We start from the raw sequence: 24,234 nt of genomic DNA on the forward strand, positions 1-24,234 counted from the left end.
CGCGAACGGTTATCAGGAAAGGCGAGGCGACGGACGTTCGTGCGCTGACCGTCACCGTGACAGGCTCCGCAGTAGCGCGACACCGCCTGTCACGGACCGCCGCGTGTCGCCTGTCCGCCACACCCGCCAGCGGCGCTACCAGTCGGCGTCGATCAGTTCGCGAACGCGATCGAAGGCCTCCCGCTCGCGGTCGCTCCCCGCGGTCTCGACGACCGACTCGAAGTACGCGAGCCGAGCGAGCAGCGTCTCGCGGTCGTAGCTCGGCACGTCCAGCCGCGAGGCCGCGACCGTCGCCTCCACGACCGCGGCGTGGCCGCGGTTCGTCGTCGGTACGACGCGCCGCTCGACCCCGACGTCGACGGGGTCGAGCGCCCACTCGACCCACTGCGTGTCGCCCTCCGTTCCGGACGCACGGCGCTCGACGGCGACCTCCGCCCACGCGTCCGCGCTGTCGAGGATCGGTTCGTCTTCCTCTCGCACCGAAAGCGCCGCATCGGCGAAGTCGACGGGGTCCCGCGTGAACTGGACGTACCCCTCGCCGCGTTCGCGGAAGTTCCGCCACGTTCGGGTCCGTCCCCAGGTGGTCGCCGTCACGGGGTCGTCGCCGTCGGGCGCGTGGATGCCCAGCGCGGCGACGTTCCAGCAGTCGTTCGGCCCAAGCGTCGTGACGACGGTTTCGGTGAACCCGGCGAGTGCGACCGGCCAGTCGACGTTCTCGTCCCCGTCGCGCCCTTCATCGGGCGTCACACGACCAGCCCCCGCTCCAGCGCGACGAACAGGGTACCGGCGACCAGGTCGGCGGTCGTCCCGGGATTGACGTCACGGTCCACCAGCTCCTCGGCGAAGGCGGTGGCGTCCTCGTCGCCGTCGAGGACGGCCCGGGCCCGGCGCTGCACCTCCTCGGCCGTGGCGCGGTCCTGACGCGTGACGACGAAGGTGTCCGGCTCAGCCGCGAGGAGTTCGAAGAACGCGCGGGAGGCGCGGTCGGCGACCGGACCCGAGTCGTCGAGGAGTCGTTCACCCGCCGAGAACACGCGGTCGAACTCGGACGCCCACTCGGCCGCGACGCCGTCGACGTCGGCGCTGGATTCCATCACGTCGAACAGCGTCAGTTCGCGAGATTCGAGTTCGGGTATCGCGTCGCTCCCGCGGCGAACGTCGAGCGATTCGAGGTCGTCCGGCGGATCGTCGACGGCCACGTCGACGTGTTCGAAGGCGCGGTAGAACGACGCCGCGTCGGCGACGGTCGTTCCCCTGACGACCGAGTCCACACCGCCCCGGGTCAGGTCGCCGTCGCCCGCCGCTGCGACCAGCGGCGTGAGCACCAGTAGCGCGCCGAACTGCGTGTTCCCAGCCGACTGGCCGGCCATCCCTTCGACGGCGTGTTCGAAGGCGGAGCCGACGGCGTCGCCGACGGCCGCTCGCTCCAGACCCGGACGCGCGCCGACCGCGCCGGCCATGAAGTGCTCGAAGCGGAGGTCGTCGTACTCGCGCTCTCGGTCGACGTTACCCGGCTTCGGCGTACTGGAGACCTCCAATAGGAGCGCTAATTCGGCGTTTTGCGCGACGGACCGCTCAGTCATGGTCGCGGTTCCTCCGCGAACCACTCGTCGGTCGCCGTCCGGATCTCCCGAAGCGTCTCGGGATCGTCACTCGGGCGACCCACGCTGACCGCGTCCGCGCCGTAGGCGAGGTATTCCCGGGTCGACTCGCGGTCTCGGACGCCGTTGTTCGCGACGACGAACAGATCCGTCGCGTCGGCGACCGTTTCGACGATCGACTCCGAATCCATCGCGTCGACGTGGAAGACGTCGCCGCCGGCCGACTCGATCACCCGCGCGACTTCGGGAAGCGATACCCCCTCGACTTCGGCCCGGCCTTTCACCGAGACGGTCGCGCCGGCCGAGACCGCCGTCTCGACGAACTCGGCCAGGCGGTCCGTCTCTCGGAGCAGCGATTCGCCGGCCCCGGCGGCGCACATCTCGTCCTGTCGGCAGTGGGCGTTCACTTCGAGAATCGCGTCGTGATCGCGACAGACTCGCGCGGCGCGCTCGACCGGCTCCAGCGTCGCGCTCCGGACGTTGAACGCCGGGCGGACCGGGGCGTCAGCCAGGGCCGCGAGCTGGTCGTCGACGAACGCGACCGGGTCCGCGGGCAGGAACTCGGAGCGCTCGCGGTCGACCATCTCGCGAGCCGCTTCGCGCGTCGGCCCGTCGAGCGCGATGCCGCCGAGGAACGCACAGCCGACGTGGGAGGCGACGGCGCGCGCCCAGTCCGCGTCGGCTTCGCCGCTCAGACTCGCCAGTGCGAGGCGAGGTTCGAACATCAGGCCACCTCCGCGAGCGCGGTCTCGACGGCTCGCGCGACCCGACGGGAGTCTTCGCCGTCGTCGAGCCTCGTGTCGGTCCGGACGACGGGTCTGTCCAGCGGTGTCTCGTCCGCCGCGTCGAGGACGAACGCGTCGGCGAACGGGTACGCCTTGGCGACGCCGGCGGTGCTTGGGTCGTATCCCACGCCGTCCATCAGGTCCGCCGCCGGCCCGGAGAACACGGTGTCCTCGACGAACGGCGAGACGGCGACCACGGTCGTCTCGCCGAGCGCCCGTTCGATGTCCTCGATCGCGAGCATCGGTCCCAGCGAGGTAATGGGGTTCGACGGCCCGACGACGACGGGGTCAGAGAGCGCGGTCAGGACGGCATCCGTCGCGTCAGCCGCCTCCGCACCCCGGAACTCCACGTCTTCGACCGTCGGCTCGCCGTTCCGGCCGACCCACCACTCCTGGAAGTGCATCGCCCCGCTCGGAGTGTGGACGATCGAGGCGACCGGGTCGTCGCTCATCGGCAGCAGCGTCCGTTCCAGTCCGAAGGCGTCGGCGAGCGTCCGCGTCGCCTCGGTCAGCGAGCGCCCTTCGTCGAGGAGCGAGGTCCGAGTGACGTGAACCGCGCGGTCGCGGTCACCGATGTGCATGAACTCCGCGATCCCGGAAAACCGCCGCCAGCGGGCGATGTCGCGGCCCGAGGTCTGTGCCTCCTCGGGGAGGTACCGCGGACCGTCGGCTAGCCCCGCGGCGTCGGCCAGTCGCACGAGTTCGTCGTGGGTCTCGGCGGTGTCGTCGGCGATCCCCCACCACGTCTCGCGGTCGAGCACGTCGCCGTCCAGGAAGAGTTGCGTATCGAGGTCGGGACAGACGAGGTGGCCGCCGAGTTCGATGTCGTCGCCCGTGTTGGCGACGACGGTCGTCTCGCGGGGGGCGAACACGTCGTCGGCTCCGGCGAGCAGCTTCGGCGTGCCCGTCCCGCCGGCCAGAAACGTCACCATGCTTCGACGTAGGGGCAACGGACGGCATAAGCGTGGTCACTGACCGATCGAGTGGGTTCCGGTTTTATCCGACGGAACCACAGGGAGAATCAAGCCTGAGAACTGGGTGCATACAGTGAAGTTGGTCCGCCGACTGCGGTGAGATAATGGGTGCTATCCCCGCCGTGAATCCACACCGCCTTGCGCCCGCCGCCCCCAGCGAAGCGTACGTCTACGGGTCGTGTTGCCCCGGCTGGCACACGGCCGCGACGCACCGCGCCGCGATCGACGACTGGATCGACCACGTCCGCGACCGAGACATCGAGCGAGTCTGCTGTCTGCTGCCCGGCCGACAGCTCGACGAGAACGGCGCCAACGTCGACCGCTATCGGGACGCCTTCGGCGAGTCGTCGGTCCTCCACGCGCCGGTTCCCGATTACCGTCTCGTCTCGCGAGAGCGCCTCGAAGACGACATTCTGCCGTTCCTCGTGGCCGCACGCGACCGAGAGGAGCGCGTCGTCGTCCACTGCCTCTCCGGGATGGGCCGTACCGGTCAGGTGCTCGCCGCGTGGCTGGTGTACCACTACGACTACGGCCCCGACCGCGCCATCGAGACGGTCCAAGAGATGGGCCGCAACCCCGAGGAAGCCGTCGATGAAGGGAACGCGACGCAGTCGGACCTGTACGACCTGCTCGGGGCCGTCGCGCGACTGTAAGTGGCGAACGATTTTGCCGGAGGACGGCGTAGGCCACGCCGATGACCACGATCAAGGACAGCGTCCACGACCACATCGAGGTCCAGGGGGTCGCCGCGGCGCTGCTCGACACGCCGCCGGTCCAGCGGCTCAGGCACGTCTCACAGCTCGGGACGGTGACGCTCGTCTACCCCTCCGCGAACCACACGCGCTTCGAGCACTCGCTGGGCGTCTACCACCTCGCCGACCGGGCGCTGTCGCACCTCGGAATCGAGGGCCAGCAGGCCGAACGGGTCCGAGCGGCCGCGCTGTTACACGACGTAGGTCACTCGCCGTACAGCCACAACGTCGAGGAGGTCGTCTATCGCCGGACGGGCAAGTACCACGACGACGTGGAAGGACTGCTCGGCGAGGGGCCCGTCGCGCGGGTGCTGTCCGAGCACGGGCTGAACCCCGACCGCGTGGCGGGCCTCGTCGCCGGTGAAGGCGAACTGGGCCAACTGGTCTCCGGCGAACTCGACGTGGACCGGATGGACTACCTGGTCCGCGACGCCCACCACACCGGCGTCCCCTACGGAACCATCGACCACGAGCGACTGATCCGGGAGCTGAGCTTCGTCGACGGCGAACTCGTCCTCGACGAGGGAAACGTCCAGACGGCCGAGTCGCTCCTGCTGGCGCGGGCACTGATGAACCCGACGGTGTACCAGCACCACGTCGCCCGCATCGCGAAGTCGATGCTCCGGCGGGGGACCGAGCGCCTGCTCGCGACGACGGACGCGACGGCCGAGGAACTGCGCCGCTGGGACGACAGCGACCTCCTCGTGGCGCTACGCCGGTGCGAGGAGACAAGCGGCTACGCCCGTCGGCTGACCCAGCGCGACCTCTACAAGCGCGCCGTCTGGGCGGAGCGCCGCGCCGTTCCGGACGACCTCCTCGAAGCCGACCGCGAGACAATCGGTGGACTGGAGCGAGACATCGCAGGTGCGGCGAACGTCGACGGCGACGCGGTCGTCCTCGACGTGCCCGACGAACCGTCGATGACGGAGTCGAGTAGCCGCGTCCTCGTCAACGGCGAGGTCCGCCGCCTCGGCGAGCAGTCGACGCTCGTCAACGCCATCCGCGCCGCCCAGCGCGACCAGTGGCGACTGGGCGTCTACGCGCCGGCCGACGAGAGCGAGCGGGTCGGCGAGGCCGCGATCCGCGAACTTGGCCTGGACCTCGACGGAGCGCGGGTCAGGGACGTGCGCCCCGGAATCCACGCGACCCTCGATGAGTTTAACTGACAGAGGGCGCGAACAGCGAGTGTGATTCTCGAAGGGACGATTCTGACGGGCCGGGACTTCGATGCCGTCGAGGGCCGCGTCGTCGTCGAGGACGGGCGGATCGAAGCCGTCGAGGAAGCGAGCGTCGACAGCGACGACATCGTCCTGCCGGCGTTCGTCAACGCCCACACGCACATCGGCGACTCGATCGCGAAAGAGGCCGGCGAGGGGCTCTCGCTGGAGGAACTGGTCGCGCCGCCGGACGGACTGAAACACCGTCTGCTCAGGCAGGCCGACCGCGCGGACCTGGTGGCCGCGATGGCGCGCTCGCTCTCGTTCATGGAGTCGTCGGGGACGGGCGCGTTCGTCGAGTTCCGCGAGGGCGGCGTCGACGGCGTCGAGGCGATCCGGGACGCGCTGTCCGACTCACCGCTCGAGAGCGTGCTCCTCGGGCGCGAGACGACGGACGCGATGGAACTGGCCGACGGATTCGGGGCGAGCGGGGCCAACGACAGCGAGTTCGGGGCCGAGCGGCGGGCGACCCGCCGGGCCGGGAAACTGTTCGGCATCCACGCTGGCGAGGTGGACAGTTCGGACATCAACCCCGCGCTCGACCTCGACCCGGACTTCCTCGTCCACATGGTCCACGCCGAATCGCTGCACCTCCAGCGGGTCGCAGACAGCGAGATTCCGGTCGTGGTCTGTCCCCGCTCGAACATCGTCACGGACGTTGGCCAGCCGCCGGTCGAGGAACTGGCCGAGCGGACCACCGTCGCGCTCGGGACGGACAACGTGATGCTCAACAGCCCCTCGATGTTCCGCGAGATGGAGTTCACCGCGAAACTGTACGATCTCACCGCACGCGAGGTGTTGCGGATGGCGACCGTCAACGGAGCCGAGATCGCGGGCCTCGACCGCGGCGTCGTCGAGCCGGAGCGACCCGCAAGCCTGCTCGTGCTCGACGGCGACTCGGACAACCTCACGGGCGCGCGAAACGCCGTCCGGGCCGCCGTCCGCCGCGCGGGGACGGCCGACGTGAAGCGCGTCGTTCACCCGGAGTGAGCCGGGCCACTCTCCATGGCTTGCGAATGTATACCAAACGCCTATGCTGTCGGCCGGTCAATACTTCGCCATGTACGACAGGATTCTGGTACCGACGGACGGATCGGCGGGGATGGACGACGTGATCACACACGCCGGAACCCTCGCGAGAGCGCACGACAGCGAGGTACACGCGCTGTACGTCGTCGACACCGGGCGGTTCTCGACGCTCCCGGCGGAGACGACCTGGGAGAGCGTCACGACGATGCTCGAACGAGAGGGAGAGATGGCGCTGGACTCGTTCGAGCGCCTGATCGGGGATGGCGTGGCCGTGGAGGGAGCGGTCGTCGAAGGCGGACCGAGCCGGGAAATCGTCGAGTACGCCCGCGAGCACGACTGCGACCTGATCGTGATGGGGACCCACGGCCGCGGCGGCATCGACCGCCTGCTGCTCGGGAGCGTCGCCGAGCGCGTCGTCCGGTCGTCGACCGTCCCGGTCGTGACGGTCCCGGTGACGGCGACCGAGCGGGAAGCGCCCGACGGCGAACAACCCGCCGGCGTTCCGCGGTGAGCGCTACCGGACCCCGCGGCCGCTCACTCGGACAGCGGGCGGAGATGCTCGCAGTCGCCCGCTGAGACCACCTCGGTACCCGTTTCTGTCTCGATCACGAGCGCGCCGGGGAACTGCACGTCGACGGCCTCTCCTTCGACGGTCCCCGTCGACGTCTCGACGCGCACCCGGCGGCCGAGCGTCGTCGCGTACTCCCGCCAGGCGTCCAGCACACCGTCTGGATCGCGCCTGAGTGCGTCGAACTCCTCCAGCACCCGCTGGGTGAACGCCCGGCGGTCGACCGGTTCGCCGCGCTCCGCCAACAGACTCGTCGGCCGCGCGTCGCCGGGCAGATCCCCCGGGTCGACGTTCGCGTTGATTCCGATACCGACGACGACCCAGGAGACGCGGTCGGCCTCGCCCTCCATCTCGGTGAGGATGCCGACCAGCTTTCGCTCCTCGTCGCCGTGGCGCACCAGCACGTCATTGGGCCACTTGATGCCGGCGTCGACTCCGGCCTCGCGGGCCGCGCGGGTGACGGCGACGGCCGCGGCGAGCGTGAACACCGGCGCGTGCGCCATCGGCACGTCGGGCCGGAACAGCACGGACAGCCAGACGCCGCCGCTGGGCGAGGACCAGTCCCGGTCGAGCCGGCCGCGACCGCCGGTCTGCTCGTCGGCCAGGACGACCACGTCGGACGCGCCCTCGGCGGCGAGGTCGCGGGCGCGGGCGTTCGTGCTCGGGACGCTGTCGTGGTACTCGACCGAAAAGGGCGCCTCCAGCCCGTACTCGACGGCCGCCCCGCCGAACTCCGGCACCGAATCGAGGCCGTAGCCGTCGTCGCCGCTCTCGATCTCGAAGCCCTCGTCGCGGAGCGCCTCGACGTGCTTCCAGACGGCGGAGCGCGAGATGTCCAACTGCTCGGCGAGCGTCGGCCCCGAGACGGGGCCGTCCGCGAGCGCGTCCAGCACACGGTGGCGTGTCTCCTGCATACCCGCGGCTTCGGCGGGCCGGACTAAAAGGAATCGGCAGACATGGGTGGGTCGAGTGCAAACTGGTAGTCGGTAGTGACACAAACTGCCCGGTAGCGGAGACGTGCGTGGTTCAGTAGCGGTGGGTGCCGCGGCTAAGCGATTGATAGCGCACAGTGGGCTGTCGACGACATTGAGGCGGCAGCTTGAACAACGACCTTGGAGTCTTTAACTAAAAAGGTCTGATTTCGAGTTGCTTTCGTCCTAATAATGTCCCATCACGCCGCGACGCCTAGCGACTGAGGAACAGTAGCTGAAAATCACATACCCGACGAGAGGATAGACGATTGCGGTCACGACCAAGACTACCAGTTTCGGGGGAGCAAACTCCCACAGTCGGACTCCTCGGCGCATACTAGCCTGGAGCATTCCAGACCCCTGAACTAAAGGCAAGGCTCGGAGCCACGAGATGTCCGCAACTGGTGCACTGATCAATCCGACCATCGCGAACTGCATGATGTTGGAGACGCTCTGGACCCGTTTGTAAATCAATGCGAGGCCACCGAACGCGAACCCGAATCCGATGATTGTGAAGATCGTCAACACCAGGATTGGGCCAATAGTCACCAGGTCGACGGTAAGTATCCTGCCGGTCGTAACCATCATCAACAGCAGCATGATTCCACCGACGACAGTGCTTTGAACCAGGTTGACAATTGCTTTGACCCACATCACTCCGCCGAATCCGAAGGGAGACATGAACAGTTGTTCCAGTGTCCCCCACTCGGATTCCTGAGTAACATTACTCGCGAGACCGGAATACGCGCCCTGTGACATCGTCCACAAGAACCATCCAACGATTAACCCGTTTAATGTGGAGTCCAGTGAGTTGAAACTGCCGCCGGCCTGAGACACGGCCGCCTGACCACCAAAGAACACAATCGCAAAGAGCACGTACATCGTTACGATGTTGATCGCGAAGTTCACCCGATAGCGCAGCATGATGGTGAACTGCTTCTTCAAGACCGCCTTACAGAGGATGACCCACTTCGTCGGCGATTGTCTGTTCCGGACCCAGTCTACCAGGCGCATGTTCGTGCTATTCATCGATCCTCCCCGTCTTCCAGTTCACTCTCCTGATCGACAGTTGTTTGATCGTCTGTGACACGAAGGAATATTTCCTCTAGGTCAGGTTCCACAGCAGTGACAGTGTCGACTGAGACATCCGCCGCCTGCAGGGTATTCACGAAGTCGTAAAATTCATCCCCGATTACCTTCACCGTGAATCGGGTCGCCTCCTCCCTCTGATTGAAGTTCGTGGCGTGATACTCATCGATGACCGTCTCACGAACTGCTGGGGGGAACGGGTCGTCGACGGTTATCTCGTATTGCTGCGTGTCGAAGACATCGAACAGATTTTCAACGGTATCGTCGGCAATGATCTCCCCGTCGTTCATGATGACAACTCTGTCACAGATGTGTTCGATGACGTCCATGTCGTGGCTCGAGACGAGCAATGTCGTTCCTTGCTCATTTACCATCGTCCGCAGTTCACGACGGAGGTCGAGTGTACTCTCCACGTCGAGGCCCAGTGTGGGCTCATCGAGAAAGATGACATCGACGTCGCGAGCCAACGTACAGGCTATCGAAACCTTTTGTTTCTCGCCGCGAGAGAGGTTTTTCACCGTCTGTTCGGCCTTGTCTTCGAGACTGAATTGCTCGAGCAACGCCGCCTGTCGCTCTTTCGCCTCTGACGACGACTGCCCAGCGAGCGCGCTGAAGAACTCGAGATTCTCTCGAACTGTCAATCTCCAGTACGTGTTTCTGGCACCTTCCAGAACGGCACCGACCCGGTTATACGTCTCAGCAGGCGAATCGTGTACGTCTTTTCCGTGAATTGCCACCCGCCCGTTGGTCGGGACGATCAGACCAAGTAATGATTTGATCGTGGTAGTCTTTCCTGCTCCGTTCGGACCGAGCAATCCGACGGCCGTCCCCGATTCAATCTCTAAATCCACACTGTGGACCGCCTCGACAGAGCCACTGTCACTGCGATAAATCTTCTGGAGGGTCTCGACGCGTACCGCCGGTGCATTCGTCCTGCTCTCTGTCGTTCCGTTACTACGCGTTGATGAGGGATACTGTGACATTAGTATGAATGGAGGGGTTCTGCGGGCACACTATGGCCCGGGAACGTAGCGCTGAGACGATTCCGGGCCTCTGCGCCGGAGTCGTCACGAGCAGAAACGTTACCGGGTGGATATTTCAATCCGTAAGCTATCATTATCTCGTAACTTGTATGTGGTTGGTTTGATCGTCGAACGGTTCACGAAGAAACGGATCCTCGTATCGTCGTGACGCTCGTCGTAAGTCGTGTTGGCAATCGTGAGTACGTCCGCATTCCCTGACTGACGATAGCTGATGTGAGGGAGATAATCCAAAGCGGCCCCAACAGTCACTCGTTTGGATCCTTCCATATACCACTTCGAGTCGCCCTCGTGAAGGTGGAACATGTGAGAAGAGTTACTGGCGTGCTCTGCCTGGTAACGCGCCTGGCTCAGGTCGGTCGTCCGGTTATCGATCTGTATCTGTATCGAGCCGGACGCACTGACCCTCTCTCCGTCAGTACATCCTGCCCCCCCGGCCAACAGAGCGGCCACGACAAGGAGAGTACATAGTCGCTTACTCAGCATGGCTGGTACGGTGGCCGAGTATGTCCACAGTGACTGCGTCCCTTGGTAGTGACGCCATCAACGAGGGAGGTCATGTTTCTTACCATCGTTATTCGAAGAGGAGAACCGACGGGAGGGTATCCGGTCGGCGGAACCGAAGCAATTCGTAGGTGACGCCAGCAAGACCGTGGAAGAACGTTGGGTTGGCGAACTCGGTAGCGTGCCCCGTCATCGAGAAGATGCCATCTCGTTGCTGTCGTGCGAGACTGCGCCGCACCAGCGTCTCTGCATCTTCCCGATCCATTCCGGTTCGACGAGCACCGACAAGCATCGCCTCCGATCGGCCGAGGTTCCCGCAACACAGGTGGTCCATGTCAGCACCGTCACCGCGCGTGATTGCCGAGAAGGCGTCAATTGCGTCGGTTTTGAACGTGTCTTCATCGAGCGCAAGAGCGGTCCCGAGCCGGCCGAGTGCGATTCCCGTGCGGCCGTGGCACCACTTGTCCACATACTCCTCCTCTCGGGGAGATTTCGCCCAGTTACAGCGCTCCGGGTCAAAGAGGGAGCGTTCGAACGCGATCGCCTCTCTCGCAGCTGCTTCGAACCGTGATTCATCAGTTTTCTCCGCTAATCGGGCGAGCGCATAGGCACATCCACTGGAGCCGTGGGCGAAACTAGTGAGCGGGGGCTCATCGTCTGCACACTGCCATGTCTGATGACCGTCGACCGAGATACGCCCTTCCAGCAGTCGCTCCCCACAGAGCACGGCCCGGTCCAGAACATCTCCCCCTCCGAAACGGTCGTGGTGTGCGAGCAGTGCGAGAAGCGTTCCCGCCGCGCCTTCCATCACGTCGAACGACCGATCCTCGCTCACGAGCGGTTCCGTGACCATCTCGATGGCGTCAGTGGCCGCAGAACGATACTCTGCAGACCCAGTGAGACTCGCAACGACGGTGAAGGTGTATATTATCGATCCGATGCCGAGTGTTCCTCCGAGCGAAGCAGGCTGGTCGGCCGCCGAGACGTGGGCCAGGAGAGGCTCCAATAGTTCGGACGCAACCGCTTCGTAGCGAGACATCTCCGTGACAGTGCTCAGTGCGGCAGCAGCTAGTGCAATCCCACCCCGGCCATGATATAGCGAGACATCGGTGGGATAGATTTCCAGTCCCGAATTCGTTGGAGAGATTGAGACCCATTGACGGCGGTCGTCTATCTGTGCCGCCGCGTCCAGCACCCTCTCGAAGCACGTGCGAGCGACTGTTTCGAAGGGGGCCGTGTCAGGGATGGGTCCCGGTAATTCACCGGAAACAGTCGGTCGGAACGCGTATTCTAGCAGCCACGCTTGCCGTTTCCGATCGGCCGCAGTCATCGCGCCAACGAGTTGCTTCGACTGGGAATAGCCAGACTGCGATACTTCAACGCCGATCGACTCGCCATCGTGCCGGATAGCCGGGTCGGTAGCACTCGTCGCGAATCGGGGGATATCTCGCCGACGGAGCGCTCGCCGCTCGGCGGCAAACAGGTCGAGGTACTGACGGTCGTCGATCTGCCCGTCGAAGAACGGGGCCGCAAGCTGTTCGAACTCTACGGACAAACGCGCCCCATCACGGAGCTGATCTCGTCCCGTCGCCAGATGTAGTATCGAACCGTACTCGGCAGTGGCCCGATAGACGAATCTGGTTTCGACGTTCTCGACCAGTTCTGTTGGTGCGACTTCGTCGAAAAAACGCCCCTTGGCGTGCAACTCCGCTATTGTGTCGTAGGCATCGAGAAACCCGGATCGAAGCTCCGATATGTATTGACCAGGCGGGTGGTCGGTGCTATCGACCGTTACTGTGTTCGTCGTCATGTCAACCTCAGGATAAACTTCCTCTACTGTCATCACGTCGGTGTTCGCGGCCCGAATTTCTGGGCGTGGGACTTCCTTCGAGTGAACGGAGCTGGAGCGCCCGAGTCCGGCATGAGAGACACCCGTATCGTCGTCAGCGTTGTGCGGTGATTCCCCCATTGACCACGGGACGAGAAGCGTCGAGAGAATGGACTGCTGTGAGAGCCGTACAATTTCCGACGGGGTCGGCATTGCCGTCGCCTCGGTATGTGGGTGAAAGACCGTTTCACCGTCCACGATTTGCGGCTGTTCCCCGTCGACAAGCACGTTCTCGTACTGGCAGTCAGTCAGATTCAGGCAGTAGGCAACACACGTGAGGGAGCCGGCACGTTCGTAGTACTCTCGGACATCAGCCGTCGATTCAAGATCTGCGTAGTCAAGTGCCTCCATCCAGCCGTATCCGTCGCGCGATAGCAGTTCCGGTTGCGAGAAATCCCCGCTTGAGAGGCACGAGTCCAGCCGAGAAAGGACCGTATAGAGGACGCGCGCGCCGTCGACATCTCGAGGTTTGTATACCACGCTTCCGGTCTCGAACAAACACCGAACCGGTATCCTATTGTGACGGTGAGCATCCTCGGAGAGCGGTTTTACGGCGATTAGATCACCGGCGATTCCAAACTGATCACCGATCTCGTCGCGGTCGGTAGCAAGCCGATCAAACAATTCCCGTACCGCGCTAATCCACTGGTCGACACACAGCGCCAGTTGTCGCGCGAGTACCGGATACTCGAGGCAAAGGCTCTGGAACCCGTGTTCGTACATTCGGTGGATAAAGTCACGGTAATACTTCCGCGGAGGGTCATCGTACTCCGTGGGATCCGCGTCAGCGAGTTCCGAGTCATTATACTCGACAAAACTCTTGAACTCCACGAACAGGGCACGACGCGTAAGTAAACTCAGTTGGCCAACGAGCCACTCACTCATTGGTTCGAGCGGCGCGTGAGGGATATCGTCGGGCAGTTGGCGGCGAGCGTACGTCACAATTCCTTCTAAGAAGTCTCGGAACGGCTCATCGTCAGGCGTAGAATCGATTCGGTCCGGCTCGTTCTGGTGACAGAAACGGACGACATCATCAACGACGTCTACCCAGTCCGGAAGTGATTCGTCTTCCGGCCAGTGAGTGGCTGCTAACTGATCGTAGACAGTGGAGACGGAATCTGTCAAATCGTCGAGTCGGTCGCTGAATGCGTCTGTATCACTGAACTTATCTTGCCACTCGGCAAGAATCTCTTCTGGTTCAATTGGGGGTTCGGGGCCGGGGTCGTTCGGTGTGTTCGATAGACGCTCATGAATCGTCCGTGCTCGTCCGGCCAGTTCTCGTCGTTCCGCAACTGTGAATGTATGTTCCATTCTGCAGGTAAAGGGTAAGGTGCTGTATTTTCCCCTCGTAGGGGAACCACTACACGACCCTACGGAGGACCAGTATACGACCTAGTCACCAGATAGCGCCGGAGTCAAGGACTCGGCGAACCTGTGACCGGGGCGGTTAGCTCGTCGTATCACAGCACGGGAGGTACTTTGACGCGGTATGGCAGGGGAGATGACATGAAGCGGTCGCAGTTCGCTCATGACCGAGCCGTAGTTTGTCGGAAATGATCGAATCGAATAGGGAATCCCAATTTGACTTGTCAACTTTACTTTCAACCGGGTGGTCGATTACAACCGACATGCAAGCGCATTATATGACCGAATATCTATAAATACAAAGCATTGACAATAATGCAAATGTGTAACTTGCATTATTTGTCTATGTAATTAACTATATGGGCCAATCGCCAAACGTCCGAATGACCAGACCCGATCCAGGGACTTACGCTCGCAAAAAATTCAGCCGATGACGAACAGCAGGTCGCCCATGTCGACGGACTCGCCCTCGCTGACGGCCACGTCGTTGACCGTGCCGCCGCGCTCGGCGACGATGTCGTTTTCCATCTTCATGGCTTCGAGCACGCAGAGCACGTCGCCGGACTCGACCTCGTCGCCCTCCTCGACGTTGACCTCGAGGATAGTGCCCTGCATCTCGGCGGTGACCTCCTGGCCCTCGGCGGAAGAGGCGCTCCCGCCGTCGCTCCCGCCCCCGCCGCCGGCCTGCGGGCGCTGGGGCTGATTGCCGCCGCCGGCGTCGACGTCCCCGACGTTGATCGGGGGCGCGCCGCGCTCTTCGAGGTCGACCTGGAAGCGCTTGCCGTTGACTTCGACGGTGAACTCGCGCTCGACGACCTCCTCGTCCTCGTCGCCATCGGACTCTGTCGCCGTACCCCACTGCTCCTGGGCCTCCTCGACGCGCGAGCGGTCGAGGTGCTCGTCGAGGTACTTCGTGGTGTGCGTGCCGCCGACGAACTCGTCGTCGGTGAGCATCAGGCGGTGGAAGGGGATGACGGTGGGGATGCCCTCGATATCGAAGTCCTTGAGGGCGCGCTTGCCGCGCTCGATGCACTCCTCGCGGTCCCCGCCGTAGGTGATGAGCTTCGCGATCATCGAGTCGTAGTCGGTGACGAGGTCGTCGCCCTGCCGGAGCGCGTCGTCGAGGCGGACGCCGATGCCGCCCGGCGGGTCGTAGGTATCGAGGCTCCCGCCGGTCGCGGGGGCGAAGTCGTTGGCGGCGTTCTCGGCGTTGATCCGGAACTCCATCGCGTGGCCCTCGATCTCCACGTCCTCCTGCGCGAAGGAGAGTTCCTCCTCCATCGCCACCCGGATCTGCCACTTCACGATGTCGATGTCGGTGATCTCCTCGGTGACGCAGTGCTCGACCTGGATGCGGGTGTTGACCTCCAGGAAGTAGAAGTTCGCGTCCTCGCCGAGCAGTTCGCCGGGCTCGCGGTCGGGATCTTCCTCCACGAGGAACTCGACGGTGCCTGCGTTGTAGTAGCCGGCCTCGCGGACGCCGCGGCGCGCGGAGTCGCCGATCTTCTCGCGCAGCGCGTCGGTCAGCGCCGGCGACGGCCCCTCCTCGATGACCTTCTGGTGGCGCCGTTGCAGCGAGCAGTCCCGCTCGCCGAGGTGGCGGACGTTGCCGTGGTGGTCGGCGATGATCTGGACCTCGATGTGCCGTGGGTTCTCGAGGTATCGTTCGAGGTACACCGAGTCGTTCGAGAAGTACGCCTCGCCCTCGCGCTTCGCGCTCTCCAGTTGCTCCTCGGCCTCCTCGGGGTCGTGAACGATCTTCATCCCGCGGCCGCCGCCGCCGCCCTCGGCCTTGATCGCGACCGGGAAACCGTTCTCCTCGCCGAAGTCGACGACTTCGTCGGGGTCATCGACGGGGTCGGTCGTGCCCGGAACGATGGGCACGTCGGCCGACTGCATGATCTTCCGGGCCTTGGTCTTCTCGCCGAGGGCCTCCATCGAGTCGCTCTGGGGACCGATCCAGAGGACGTCCTCGGTCGACTCGACACGCTCGGCGAAGTCGGCGTTCTCCGCGAGGAAGCCGTAGCCCGGGTGGATGGCGTCGGCACCGGCCTGCTTCGCGGCGTCGATAATCGCTTCCTGATCGAGGTAGGAGTCGGCGGCGCGGGCCGGACCGACGTTGTACGCCTCGTCGGCGTACCGGACGTGCCCCGAGTGTTTGTCCGCCTCGGAGTAGACGGCCACGGTCCCGATGCCCAACTCCTCGCACGCGCGCATGACGCGCACCGCGATCTCCCCGCGATTAGCGACGAGCACCTTGTCGAACATACGCGCTCATACCGAGAGTTGCCCCATAAAACTATGCGCAGATAGCGGCCAATCTTTCATATAAAATCGTGTTAATCCCCAACACGGAGACGGAGCGACGCTGAGGCGGGACGACCCCCGCTGACGAAACGTGGGCTAACGTTCTCCACTCGGAGGGAATAGCGGTGCCGGTCGGAAGTGCTCTCACTCCGACTGGTTCCGGAAACCGATTTCCCGGCGAGATCTGCGAACTCCTCCGCGAATCCCTCTCAGAAGCGGTCGGTCCGACCCGCGGCGCTCCAGGGATTAGTCGGTGCGTCCGAGCGGATCCGAACCGAGCGCTTCTGTGTCCCTTCGACCCGACCGGAGAACGCCCACTCGCGGCCTGTCCAGGACTCGCCGTCGCTCGCGGCAGCGGCGGCCGCTGCAGCCGCGGCCGCTCGCTGACGATCGGTGAGGTGGGCCCCGACGGCGACAGCGATCGCGGCCGCCTCGTCGGCCGAAGCGTCGGGCAGTTGCTCGACGACGGCAGCGGCCAGTTCGGCGTCGACCGGCGCGTCTGATTCGGCAGCCATCGTCACAGCGGGATGTTCCCGTGCTTTCGATCTGGCTGGTCCTTGCGCTTACCTCGCAGGAGGTCGAGGTCGTCGATGAGCCGCGGGCGGGTCTCCTGGGGTTCGATGACGTCGTCGACGAAGCCGCGCTCGGCCGCGGTGTATGGGTTCGCGAAGGCGTCGCGGTACTCGTCGATGAGTTCCTGCCGGCGCGCCTCCACGTCGTCGGCGTCCGCGAGTTCGTCGTCGTAGAGGACGTTGACCGCGCCCTGTGGCCCCATCACGGCGATTTCGGCGGTCGGCCACGCGTAGTTCATGTCCGCGCCGATGTGCTTCGAGGCCATCACGTCGTAGGCCCCGCCGTAGGCCTTCCGCGTGATGACGGTCACCAGCGGCACGGTCGCCTCGGAGTAGGCGTACAGGAGCTTCGCGCCGTGGTTGATGATGGCGTTGCGCTCCTGGTCCTTGCCGGGCATGAACCCGGGCACGTCGACGAACGTCAGAATCGGGATGTTGAACGCGTCACAGAAGCGGACGAAGCGAGCGCCCTTCCGCGAGGCATTGATGTCGAGCGTGCCGGCGTTGACGCGCGGTTGGTTGCCGACGACGCCGACGCTGTGGCCGTCCATGCGGGCGAACCCGATGACGATGTTGCGCGCGAAGTCCTCGGCCACCTCGAAGAACGAGCCCTCGTCGACGATCCGCCCGACGACGTCCGTGATGTCGTAGGGCTTCTGCGGGGCGTCGGGGACGGCGGTCTTCAGCCCCTCGTCGCGCCGCTCCGGATCGTCCCACGGGTCGACGCGCGGCGGGTCCGCGACGTTGTTCTGCGGGAGGAACGACAGCAGGTAGCGGATGTCGTCCATCGCGGCCTTCTCGTCGGCGGCGGTGAAGTGGGCGACGCCGGACTCGGAGGCGTGGGTCTTCGCGCCGCCGAGTTCGTCGAATCCGACCTCCTCTCCGGTGACCGTCTCGATGACGTCGGGGCCGGTGATGAACATGTGGCTCGTCTCCTCGACCATGTACACGAAGTCAGTGATCGCCGGCGAGTACACCGCACCGCCGGCGCAGGGACCCATGATGGCCGAGATCTGCGGGACGACGCCGCTGGCCTGCTGGTTTCGGTGGAAGATGTCGGCGTAGCCGGCCAGCGAGTCGATCCCCTCCTGGATTCGCGCGCCGGCGGAGTCGTTCAGCCCGACGATGGGCGCGCCGGTCTCGATGGCCTTGTCCATCACCTTACAGACCTTCTGCGCGAAGGCCTCGCCGAGCGACCCCCCGAAGACGGTGAAGTCGTGGGCGAAGACGTACACCTGCCGGCCGTCGACCTTGCCGTAGCCGACGACGACGCCGTCTCCCGGAACCGTCTTCTCGTCCATGTCGAAGTTGGTCGATCGGTGTTCGCGGAGCGAGTCGATCTCGACGAACGTGTCGTCGTCGAGGAAGTAGTCGATGCGCTCGCGGGCCGTGAGTTTCCCCCGGTCGTGTTGCGCCTCGATGCGTTCTTCCCCGCCGCCGCGCTCGGCGGCGGCCTTGCGTTCCCGAAGGTCCTCGACTCGGTCTTCGTGACTCACGCGATCTCACTGCTCCCGGACCTGAGCATAATCGACCCCTGGCGGGCATCCGAGAAAAGCGTTATCAAAGTTAACCATTATTTGCCGTATTCGGTTGCGGAAACCGGCGGAGTTTTGAGCGACGCCGCGCTCGTGTCGCGCGTGAAGAACGTCACGTCCCGACGACACAACCCCTTCGGCTTCGAGGCTCCCTGCGAGCCGTTCGTCCCGGGGTACGGCGACGCCAACGCGCACTTCCACGTCATCGGGGACCACCCGGGCGTCCACGGCGGCGCGGAGTCAGGCGTGCCGTTCACCGGAACTCCCGCGGCCGAGAGACTCCAGGGCGCGCTGCTCGACGCCGGCCTCCTGACGGCGACCGGGACGCCGCCGACGGTCGAGAAGACGTACCTCTCGTACCTGTACATGTGCGGCGGCGACCCGCCGACGGAGGCGGACTACGCCGACCTCGAACCCCTGTTCGACACGGAGGTCCGGGCCATCACCGCCCACGTCCTCCTGCCCGTCGGCGAGCACGCCACGAGGCACGTCTTCGCCAACATGACGGCGGAACCGGCGTCCTCGGTCGACATGGAGGTCCACCACGCGACAGAGATCGCCGGCAGCGGCTGGCTGGTGTTCCCCATCAAGGACCCCGTCGAGTGGACGGACGAGGACGAAGCCGCCCTCGTGTCCGCGCTCACGGCGCTCAGGGAGACGGACTACCGCCGCGAGGCCGACCTCGGTCGGTTCATGCCCGGCGAGGACCCGTACCTCGTCCGGTAGCCGAGCGACGGCGAGGACGCGTCACAGCGAGAGCGCGTCCGAGACCGGGTCGGCGTCCGCCCAGTAGCGCTCGAACGACCGCTCCGCCCACGCGCGGACCTCGGGGTTCGTCGTCTCCAGCGCGGCGCGCAGGACGCCGTCTTCGTCCCGGAGCAACAGGTGGACCACGTCGTCGGCGACCATCACCGCGAGCGGGACGCCCGCCGGCCGGACGCGGACGGCGGCGTCCGGTTCCCCCAGCAGTCGACGGAGCCGCCCGCTGAGCTGGTCGTCCGCGGCGAGGGCCTCGATGGCGTGGGGCGAGAACACGCCACGAAAGGTCTGCTCGCCGGCGCTGACCCGCTCTCGAACGATCTCTAGCGTCTGGTCGTTGAAGGCGTGCGAGAACGTCCGCACGTCCTCGGCGTCCCGGAGCAGGTCGAGCAAGCGCTGGAGCGGCGCGTTCGGCCGCGTCTGACTGGGCGTCGTGATGGTCGCGTCCGCCAGGTGGCGCAGGTCGAAGTCCATCGCGTCGCTCGGTAGGTACCGGACGATGCCGCGCAGGTCCCGCTCAGTGTCGAGGATGTCGAGCAGGTCGGTGACGCCCTCGGCCACGATACGGCCAGTCGCCGTCGCGACGTACGCGCCGCCCTCGCGGCGGATCCACGACCGATCCTCGAAGTCCTCGATGATGCGCCCCAGCGTGGCCTGGGACGCGCCGGTCTCGGCGGCGAGTTTCCCCCGCGTGTGCGCGCTCTCGGAGAGCAGTCGCAGCACGTCGACGCGGTTCGCCGAGAGCGCGAGGAACTCCATCTCGGCCAGGGCGGATTCCATGCGCCCCAGTTGGCTCCTGTCTGGTAAAGCCGTTTCGAACTGTGAAATTATTTCATTGTATGAAATCACGGCACGTCAGTTCGCCGTTGCGCGTCGTGTAAGAATTTCTGAACGGACTGATAAGCGCCAGTCTCGTACCGTAGTGTACGATGACTCAAGGCCCTCTATTCGATTTTGCAGTCGGTTGCGGACCCGTATCAATATCGCTAGAGGAGGTGGGTCGATGACCTCGCGTCGGACGCTCGCATTCGCCGCCACCGCCGGGCTGTTGTTCGGCGGGACGTTCGTCGGTGCCAAGGCGGGACTCGCGTACCTCCCGCCGCTGCTGTTCGTCGCGCTACGGTTCGACGTGGCGGCGCTAGTGCTGTTCGGGTACGTCTTCGCGACGCGCTCGCGCGACGAACTGCTCCCGCGGACCCGCGGCGACGTGCTCGGCGTCCTCTCGACGGGGCTGTTCGCCATCGGCCTGTCGAACGCGCTCATCTTCGTGGGCCAGCAGTCCGCGACCAGCGCCGTCGCCGCCATCGTGTTCAGCCTCAACCCCATCCTGACGCCGGTGTTCGCCGCGCTCTTGCTCGCCGACGAGCGGCTCTCGGCCCGCGGCGGGTTCGGCATGGTGATCGGACTGCTCGGCGTCGGGCTGGTCGTCAGCCCCGACCCGGCGATGCTCCTGAGCGGCGGCCTCGGCAAACTGGTGCTGTTCGCCGGCGCTGTCAGCGCTGCACTCGGCAGCGTCCTCATCCGCTGGGCCGGCGGCGACCTGTCCAGCACGGTCCGGACCGCGTGGTCGCTCCCCGTCGCCGCCGCGCTCTGTCACGCGCTGAGCGTGGGCACCGGCGAGTCGCTCTCGGCGGCGGTCTGGAGTCCGACCGCGATCGCCGCGCTGCTGTACGTCGGCGTCTTCGCCGGCGCGGTCGCCTACATCGCCTACTTCGGCCTGCTCGACGCGACCGGCGCGATCCGCGCGAACCTCGTCTTCTACGTGGTCCCCGTGGTGTCGACGCTCGGCGGCTGGGCGCTGCTGGGCGAACCGATCACGTCGTCGGCGCTCGTCGGCTTCCTGACCGTCTTCGCCGGGTTCGCCGTCATCGGGAGCGAGTCCATAGATGTCCGCTCGCTGCTTTCGCACGGTGCAGACGAGGCTGACGCCGCGACCGAGGGATTCGGCCTCGCGGGCGAATCCCGCGGGTTCGAGTCCGACTGAGACGGACTAAGAGGGCGTCGTCCAACGGTCGTCACTCTCGGCTTGAAACAGGCAGTACAGGAAGTATACCCAACAAACTCTTCATCGTCTCATGGCTGATACGGGATGAATACTGTCAGAATCTGAACTGCTCTGCTCCATTCCAATGGGTAATAAATGAGGACTTAACCAATTTAATGTATTCTGGATTATTGACTTGGGTTATACCAAGGATCGATTGTGGGTCAAACGGGTCAGCCACGTAGACGGCGAGATCAGTTTGATCGATTATATCTAGTGAATTATGTACACCGTCGGTAATACGGACTTCGAAATTAGGATGATCATCAATCCCGTCCGCCATTTCCTCGACAAAGTCGTTTGGAAGTAGGTTAATTAATTGGGTGGTCATAAGTAGTTTAAATTGGGTTTCTTTCTCTAATACATCCCCAAAATACGGCCATATCTCATCAGTAGTATCTTCAAGACCGAACAGCCCTCCAGCGTTCGCCGTCCACGTCATCATCCACTCCTCTGTCACACGGTTGGCTCGGTTGACGAGGCCATCAAACAATGACTGTTCATCCTCATTTGCTATCCAGAACTTCCCGTCGATGGGAGTCTTTTGACCTATCTGTGAAAGAACATCGGCTGCAGTCGACTCTAACTGTACTTGTTTGAGGTCCAGTTCTTGTTTTCGCTGCTCCAGCAGGCGGGACACGACGAGTTCGGGATCGACAGGGCTGTATTCTCGAGGACGTGAATTCGGTTTTCGCCGTACGACTTCACGTGACTCAAGGCTGTTCAGCACATCGTAGATCCGCCCCATGGGGACATCGCTTTGATCTGCGATCTCCTCTGCTGTGCCGGTACGAAGCTCAAGAAGGGCAGTATACACTCGTTCTTCATAGCTTGAAAGCCCGAGATCACAGAGACTTGCCATACCCTGTCACTGGGACCCACGAATAAATGGGTTAATGTCATCAGATCACTACACGGCGAACTTCGTACCAATCAATATTAGTAAATAAACAAATATAATGTTTCAGATTATTCGAGAAAGGGTATACACTACCAACGGCACATCAATGTGTGAAGGAGAAATTAGCATCTCGCTTAGTAGGACGTAGTCGCCCGAGAAGCTGTTTCTCAATCGTTGGCGGAGGGGTTCTATTAGCGATTCATCTCACAGGCCTAGACCCAACGGTTTCACTAGAAGTAAACCCTCTCTTCATTGGTTATCTCTCTATCGAAGAGAGTCTTCGAAACACCAGTCCGCTTGTCCAATACGTGCTTGTATTCATTTTCGCGGCGACTCCTGCGTTGGAACTGTGGGCAGTGATTCCAATTGGAATCGCACTGGGAATGAATCCACTTGGAGTGGCCATATTCGGATTTTTGGGGAATATTATACCAGTATACATCATAATTATATTTTTCACCCGTATCAAAAATTGGCTGCAGGCGAGGGGATACATTGGCGAAAACCCAGCCAAGTCGAGACAACGGTCCTATAAGTTCTTCAAAAGATATGGGCTTCCAGGGTTCGCTGTCGGCGCACCCTTCCTGGTCGGGGTCCACATTGCCGCGTTTCTGGTTCTTACAATGGGTGCGAAGAGACGGAAGGCTTTGCTGTGGATGACAGTCTCCATTGCCTTTTGGACAGTTATTCTTACTACAGTTTCCTTAGCTTTGTAGATCAAGTAGGCAGTATCGCTGCGCAGCCTATTCAGACGACGCTGGCTGAAAGCAACACCCGACGAAGAACGGGATGACAGCTCGACGGATTGCGGTCCCTGTTTCCTGTGGTACTGTCTGGCACCGGACGCTTACATAGAAAATGACGCCCAGTGGTCCGAATACCCAGGCAATCAAATCCGGACAGCGTCTATATCGGCGGGACGATAGCCGGTTCGCTTCCGAGGAACAGGGTCTGGAGGCCGAGTGCGAGCGTCAGGATGACTGCGAGGATGACCACTGTCCGGACCATCCACAGCCAGACCGGGCCGAACGCGCCGAGTCCGCCGGTCCCCTGCCGCAGTTCGGCGACGGCCTCGCCCGAGAGGACCCAGCCGACGAAGACGAGCACCAGCAGGACCGACAGCGGGAGGAACAGCTTGTACGCGAGCGTGTCGAACCAGCCGAGCCACGCCGTGTCCCACGCCGAGGGAAGCCCGAGGACGAACAGCCCGGCCCCGGCCGCAAACGAGAGCGTCAGTCGGGAGAAGCCGGTGTTGTCGACGCCGTAGGCGACGATGACTTCGAGCAGGCTGATGGCCGAGGAGACGGCCGCGATGAGGACGACCCCGAAGAAGAGCACCCCGAGCACCCGGCCGGCCGGGAGCTGTCCGAACGCGGAGGCCATCGCGACGAAGATGGCGGACGGGCCGCTCGTGTCAGGACTCACGCCGATGGCGAACAGGATCGGGAACACCACCAGGCCGGCCAGCACGCCGATGAGCGTGTTCGTCACGACGATGATGCCGCCGTCGACGGGCAGGCTGTCGTCCTCGTCGATGTACGAGGAGTAGGTGATCATGATCGCCATCCCGAGCGAGAGCGTGAAGAACGCCTGGCCGACGGCGAAGGGAATCACGTCGCCGGCGTTCGCCGTCAGCGTCGAGAAGTCCGGCGTGAGGAAGTAGGCGTAGCCGTCCGCGGCCCCGCCGAGCGTGGCCGCCCAGGCCGCGAGCGCCAGCATCAACAGGACGATGCTCGGGACCATCACCTTCGTCGCCTTCTCGATGCCGTCTTCGATGCCGAGCGCGACGATGGACATACAGATGATAAGGAACAGCGCCTGTGCGAGCACCGCCTCGGGGCCGGCCGAGACCGCGCCGAAGTACTCGGCTGGGTTCCCGAAGTACGCGCCGGTGGCGCTCCCGAGGATGTACCGGAGGACCCACCCGCCCACCACGTCGTAGTACGAGAGGATCCAGAACCCGGTGAAGACGCCGAGCGCGCCGACAATTCGGAACTGCGGATGTCCCAGTTCCGCGAACGCGTCGATGGCGTTGCTCTTCGTCCGCCGCCCGACGACGAACTCCGCGAGGATCGCGGGGACGCCGATGAGCAGCACGGCGGCCAGGTAGAACACGAGGAACACTGCGCCGCCGTTGGTCGCGGTCTTGAACGGGAACTGCCAGATGTTCCCGAGACCGACTGCGCTCCCGATGGCCGCGAGGATGAACCCCAGCCGCGTGGCCCACGTCTCTCTGTCGCTCATTGTGGACGCGCTACCTCACTCCGAAATAAAACGCCGATGATTTTCGTCCGCGGTACCAGCCGGTGGTCGCCGCTCTCGGCGGAATCGTC

At 64.0% G+C, this 24,234-nt stretch carries 21 protein-coding genes; 7 read left to right on the top strand and 14 right to left on the bottom strand.

What is annotated here, in order from left to right; translation table 11 throughout:
* Positions 1-135 precede the first annotated feature (135 nt).
* From GM656_RS00460 to cofD, 4 genes are read right to left on the bottom strand one after another with little or no spacing between them, the layout of a single operon-like run.
* Positions 136-747 carry a DUF447 domain-containing protein gene (locus tag GM656_RS00460; RefSeq protein WP_162411680.1) on the bottom strand — a complete coding sequence of 204 codons (612 nt, stop codon included), beginning with the start codon at positions 745-747 and terminating at the stop codon, positions 136-138.
* The gene (locus tag GM656_RS00465; protein ID WP_174242909.1) at positions 744-1,583 is read right to left on the bottom strand and encodes a triphosphoribosyl-dephospho-CoA synthase; all 840 of its coding nucleotides are present in this window, start codon (positions 1,581-1,583) and stop codon (positions 744-746) included. Before GM656_RS00465 ends, GM656_RS00460 begins: the two co-directional genes overlap by 4 nt.
* A complete protein-coding gene (locus tag GM656_RS00470; RefSeq protein ID WP_162411682.1) occupies positions 1,580-2,326 on the bottom strand; it encodes a tRNA-dihydrouridine synthase in 747 nt (248 codons plus the stop codon). The genes GM656_RS00465 and GM656_RS00470 overlap by 4 nt, the downstream gene beginning before the upstream one ends.
* Positions 2,326-3,318, bottom strand: coding sequence for a 2-phospho-L-lactate transferase (cofD, locus tag GM656_RS00475; RefSeq protein WP_162411683.1), 993 nt, complete (start codon positions 3,316-3,318; stop codon positions 2,326-2,328). The genes GM656_RS00470 and cofD overlap by 1 nt, the downstream gene beginning before the upstream one ends.
* A gap of 155 nt (positions 3,319-3,473) precedes the next feature.
* On the opposite strand from cofD, the gene GM656_RS00480 reads away from it, so the two are divergent.
* From GM656_RS00480 to GM656_RS00495, 4 genes are all read left to right on the top strand, one after another.
* The gene (locus GM656_RS00480; protein WP_162412526.1) at positions 3,474-4,013 is read left to right on the top strand and encodes a protein-tyrosine phosphatase family protein; all 540 of its coding nucleotides are present in this window, start codon (positions 3,474-3,476) and stop codon (positions 4,011-4,013) included.
* Positions 4,014-4,054: 41 nt separating this feature from the next.
* Positions 4,055-5,278: an HD domain-containing protein gene (locus tag GM656_RS00485; protein WP_162411684.1), complete on the top strand. Its 1,224-nt coding sequence runs from the start codon at positions 4,055-4,057 to the stop codon at positions 5,276-5,278.
* 21 nt (positions 5,279-5,299) lie between these two features.
* On the top strand, positions 5,300-6,319 hold the full coding sequence (locus tag GM656_RS00490; protein ID WP_162411685.1) for an amidohydrolase family protein: 1,020 nt from the start codon (positions 5,300-5,302) through the stop codon (positions 6,317-6,319).
* A 70-nt stretch (positions 6,320-6,389) separates the two neighbouring features.
* Positions 6,390-6,869: a universal stress protein gene (locus tag GM656_RS00495; protein WP_162411686.1), complete on the top strand. Its 480-nt coding sequence runs from the start codon at positions 6,390-6,392 to the stop codon at positions 6,867-6,869.
* A 23-nt stretch (positions 6,870-6,892) separates the two neighbouring features.
* Here GM656_RS00495 and GM656_RS00500 read toward each other — a convergent pair whose 3' ends face one another.
* The 7 genes from GM656_RS00500 to GM656_RS00530 all read right to left on the bottom strand — a co-directional run bounded on the left by GM656_RS00500 (position 6,893) and on the right by GM656_RS00530 (position 18,158).
* Positions 6,893-7,840 carry a biotin--[acetyl-CoA-carboxylase] ligase gene (locus GM656_RS00500; protein WP_162411687.1) on the bottom strand — a complete coding sequence of 316 codons (948 nt, stop codon included), beginning with the start codon at positions 7,838-7,840 and terminating at the stop codon, positions 6,893-6,895.
* Between the two features lie 243 nt (positions 7,841-8,083).
* Positions 8,084-8,926 (bottom strand): ABC transporter permease, encoded by an 843-nt coding sequence (locus tag GM656_RS00505; protein WP_241692681.1) that lies wholly within the window; start codon positions 8,924-8,926, stop codon positions 8,084-8,086.
* Complete coding sequence (locus GM656_RS00510) at positions 8,923-9,969, bottom strand: ABC transporter ATP-binding protein (protein WP_162411688.1); 1,047 nt, start codon at positions 9,967-9,969, stop codon at positions 8,923-8,925. Before GM656_RS00510 ends, GM656_RS00505 begins: the two co-directional genes overlap by 4 nt.
* Positions 9,970-10,600: 631 nt before the next feature.
* Complete coding sequence (locus tag GM656_RS00515) at positions 10,601-13,729, bottom strand: type 2 lanthipeptide synthetase LanM family protein (RefSeq protein WP_162411689.1); 3,129 nt, start codon at positions 13,727-13,729, stop codon at positions 10,601-10,603.
* Positions 13,730-14,206: 477 nt separating this feature from the next.
* Complete coding sequence (locus GM656_RS00520) at positions 14,207-16,051, bottom strand: acetyl-CoA carboxylase biotin carboxylase subunit (protein WP_162411690.1); 1,845 nt, start codon at positions 16,049-16,051, stop codon at positions 14,207-14,209.
* Positions 16,052-16,299: 248 nt separating this feature from the next.
* Positions 16,300-16,605, bottom strand: a complete 306-nt coding sequence (locus GM656_RS00525) for an acc operon protein (protein ID WP_162411691.1) — start codon at positions 16,603-16,605, stop codon at positions 16,300-16,302.
* Positions 16,606-16,607: 2 nt separating this feature from the next.
* Positions 16,608-18,158, bottom strand: a complete 1,551-nt coding sequence (locus tag GM656_RS00530; RefSeq protein WP_162411692.1) for an acyl-CoA carboxylase subunit beta — start codon at positions 18,156-18,158, stop codon at positions 16,608-16,610.
* Between the two features lie 141 nt (positions 18,159-18,299).
* Here GM656_RS00530 and GM656_RS00535 point away from each other — a divergent pair, with 141 nt between their 5' ends.
* Positions 18,300-18,923 (top strand): uracil-DNA glycosylase family protein, encoded by a 624-nt coding sequence (locus GM656_RS00535; RefSeq protein WP_162411693.1) that lies wholly within the window; start codon positions 18,300-18,302, stop codon positions 18,921-18,923.
* Between the two features lie 21 nt (positions 18,924-18,944).
* Here GM656_RS00535 and GM656_RS00540 read toward each other — a convergent pair whose 3' ends face one another.
* On the bottom strand, positions 18,945-19,736 hold the full coding sequence (locus tag GM656_RS00540) for a helix-turn-helix transcriptional regulator (protein WP_162411694.1): 792 nt from the start codon (positions 19,734-19,736) through the stop codon (positions 18,945-18,947).
* 223 nt (positions 19,737-19,959) lie between these two features.
* On the opposite strand from GM656_RS00540, the gene GM656_RS00545 reads away from it, so the two are divergent.
* Positions 19,960-20,940 (top strand): DMT family transporter, encoded by a 981-nt coding sequence (locus GM656_RS00545; RefSeq protein ID WP_162411695.1) that lies wholly within the window; start codon positions 19,960-19,962, stop codon positions 20,938-20,940.
* Between the two features lie 115 nt (positions 20,941-21,055).
* Here the strand turns inward: GM656_RS00545 and GM656_RS00550 are convergent, their stop codons facing one another.
* Positions 21,056-21,862 (bottom strand): TrmB family transcriptional regulator, encoded by an 807-nt coding sequence (locus GM656_RS00550; RefSeq protein WP_162411696.1) that lies wholly within the window; start codon positions 21,860-21,862, stop codon positions 21,056-21,058.
* Between the two features lie 149 nt (positions 21,863-22,011).
* On the opposite strand from GM656_RS00550, the gene GM656_RS00555 reads away from it, so the two are divergent.
* Positions 22,012-22,617, top strand: coding sequence for a small multi-drug export protein (locus tag GM656_RS00555; protein ID WP_206673688.1), 606 nt, complete (start codon positions 22,012-22,014; stop codon positions 22,615-22,617).
* Between the two features lie 190 nt (positions 22,618-22,807).
* Here the strand turns inward: GM656_RS00555 and GM656_RS00560 are convergent, their stop codons facing one another.
* Positions 22,808-24,145 (bottom strand): sodium-dependent transporter, encoded by a 1,338-nt coding sequence (locus GM656_RS00560; protein WP_162411697.1) that lies wholly within the window; start codon positions 24,143-24,145, stop codon positions 22,808-22,810.
* Positions 24,146-24,234: the final 89 nt, after the last annotated feature.

The organism is Haloarcula salina, assembly GCF_010119195.1.
Classification (GTDB): Archaea; Halobacteriota; Halobacteria; order Halobacteriales; family Haloarculaceae; genus Haloarcula; species Haloarcula salina.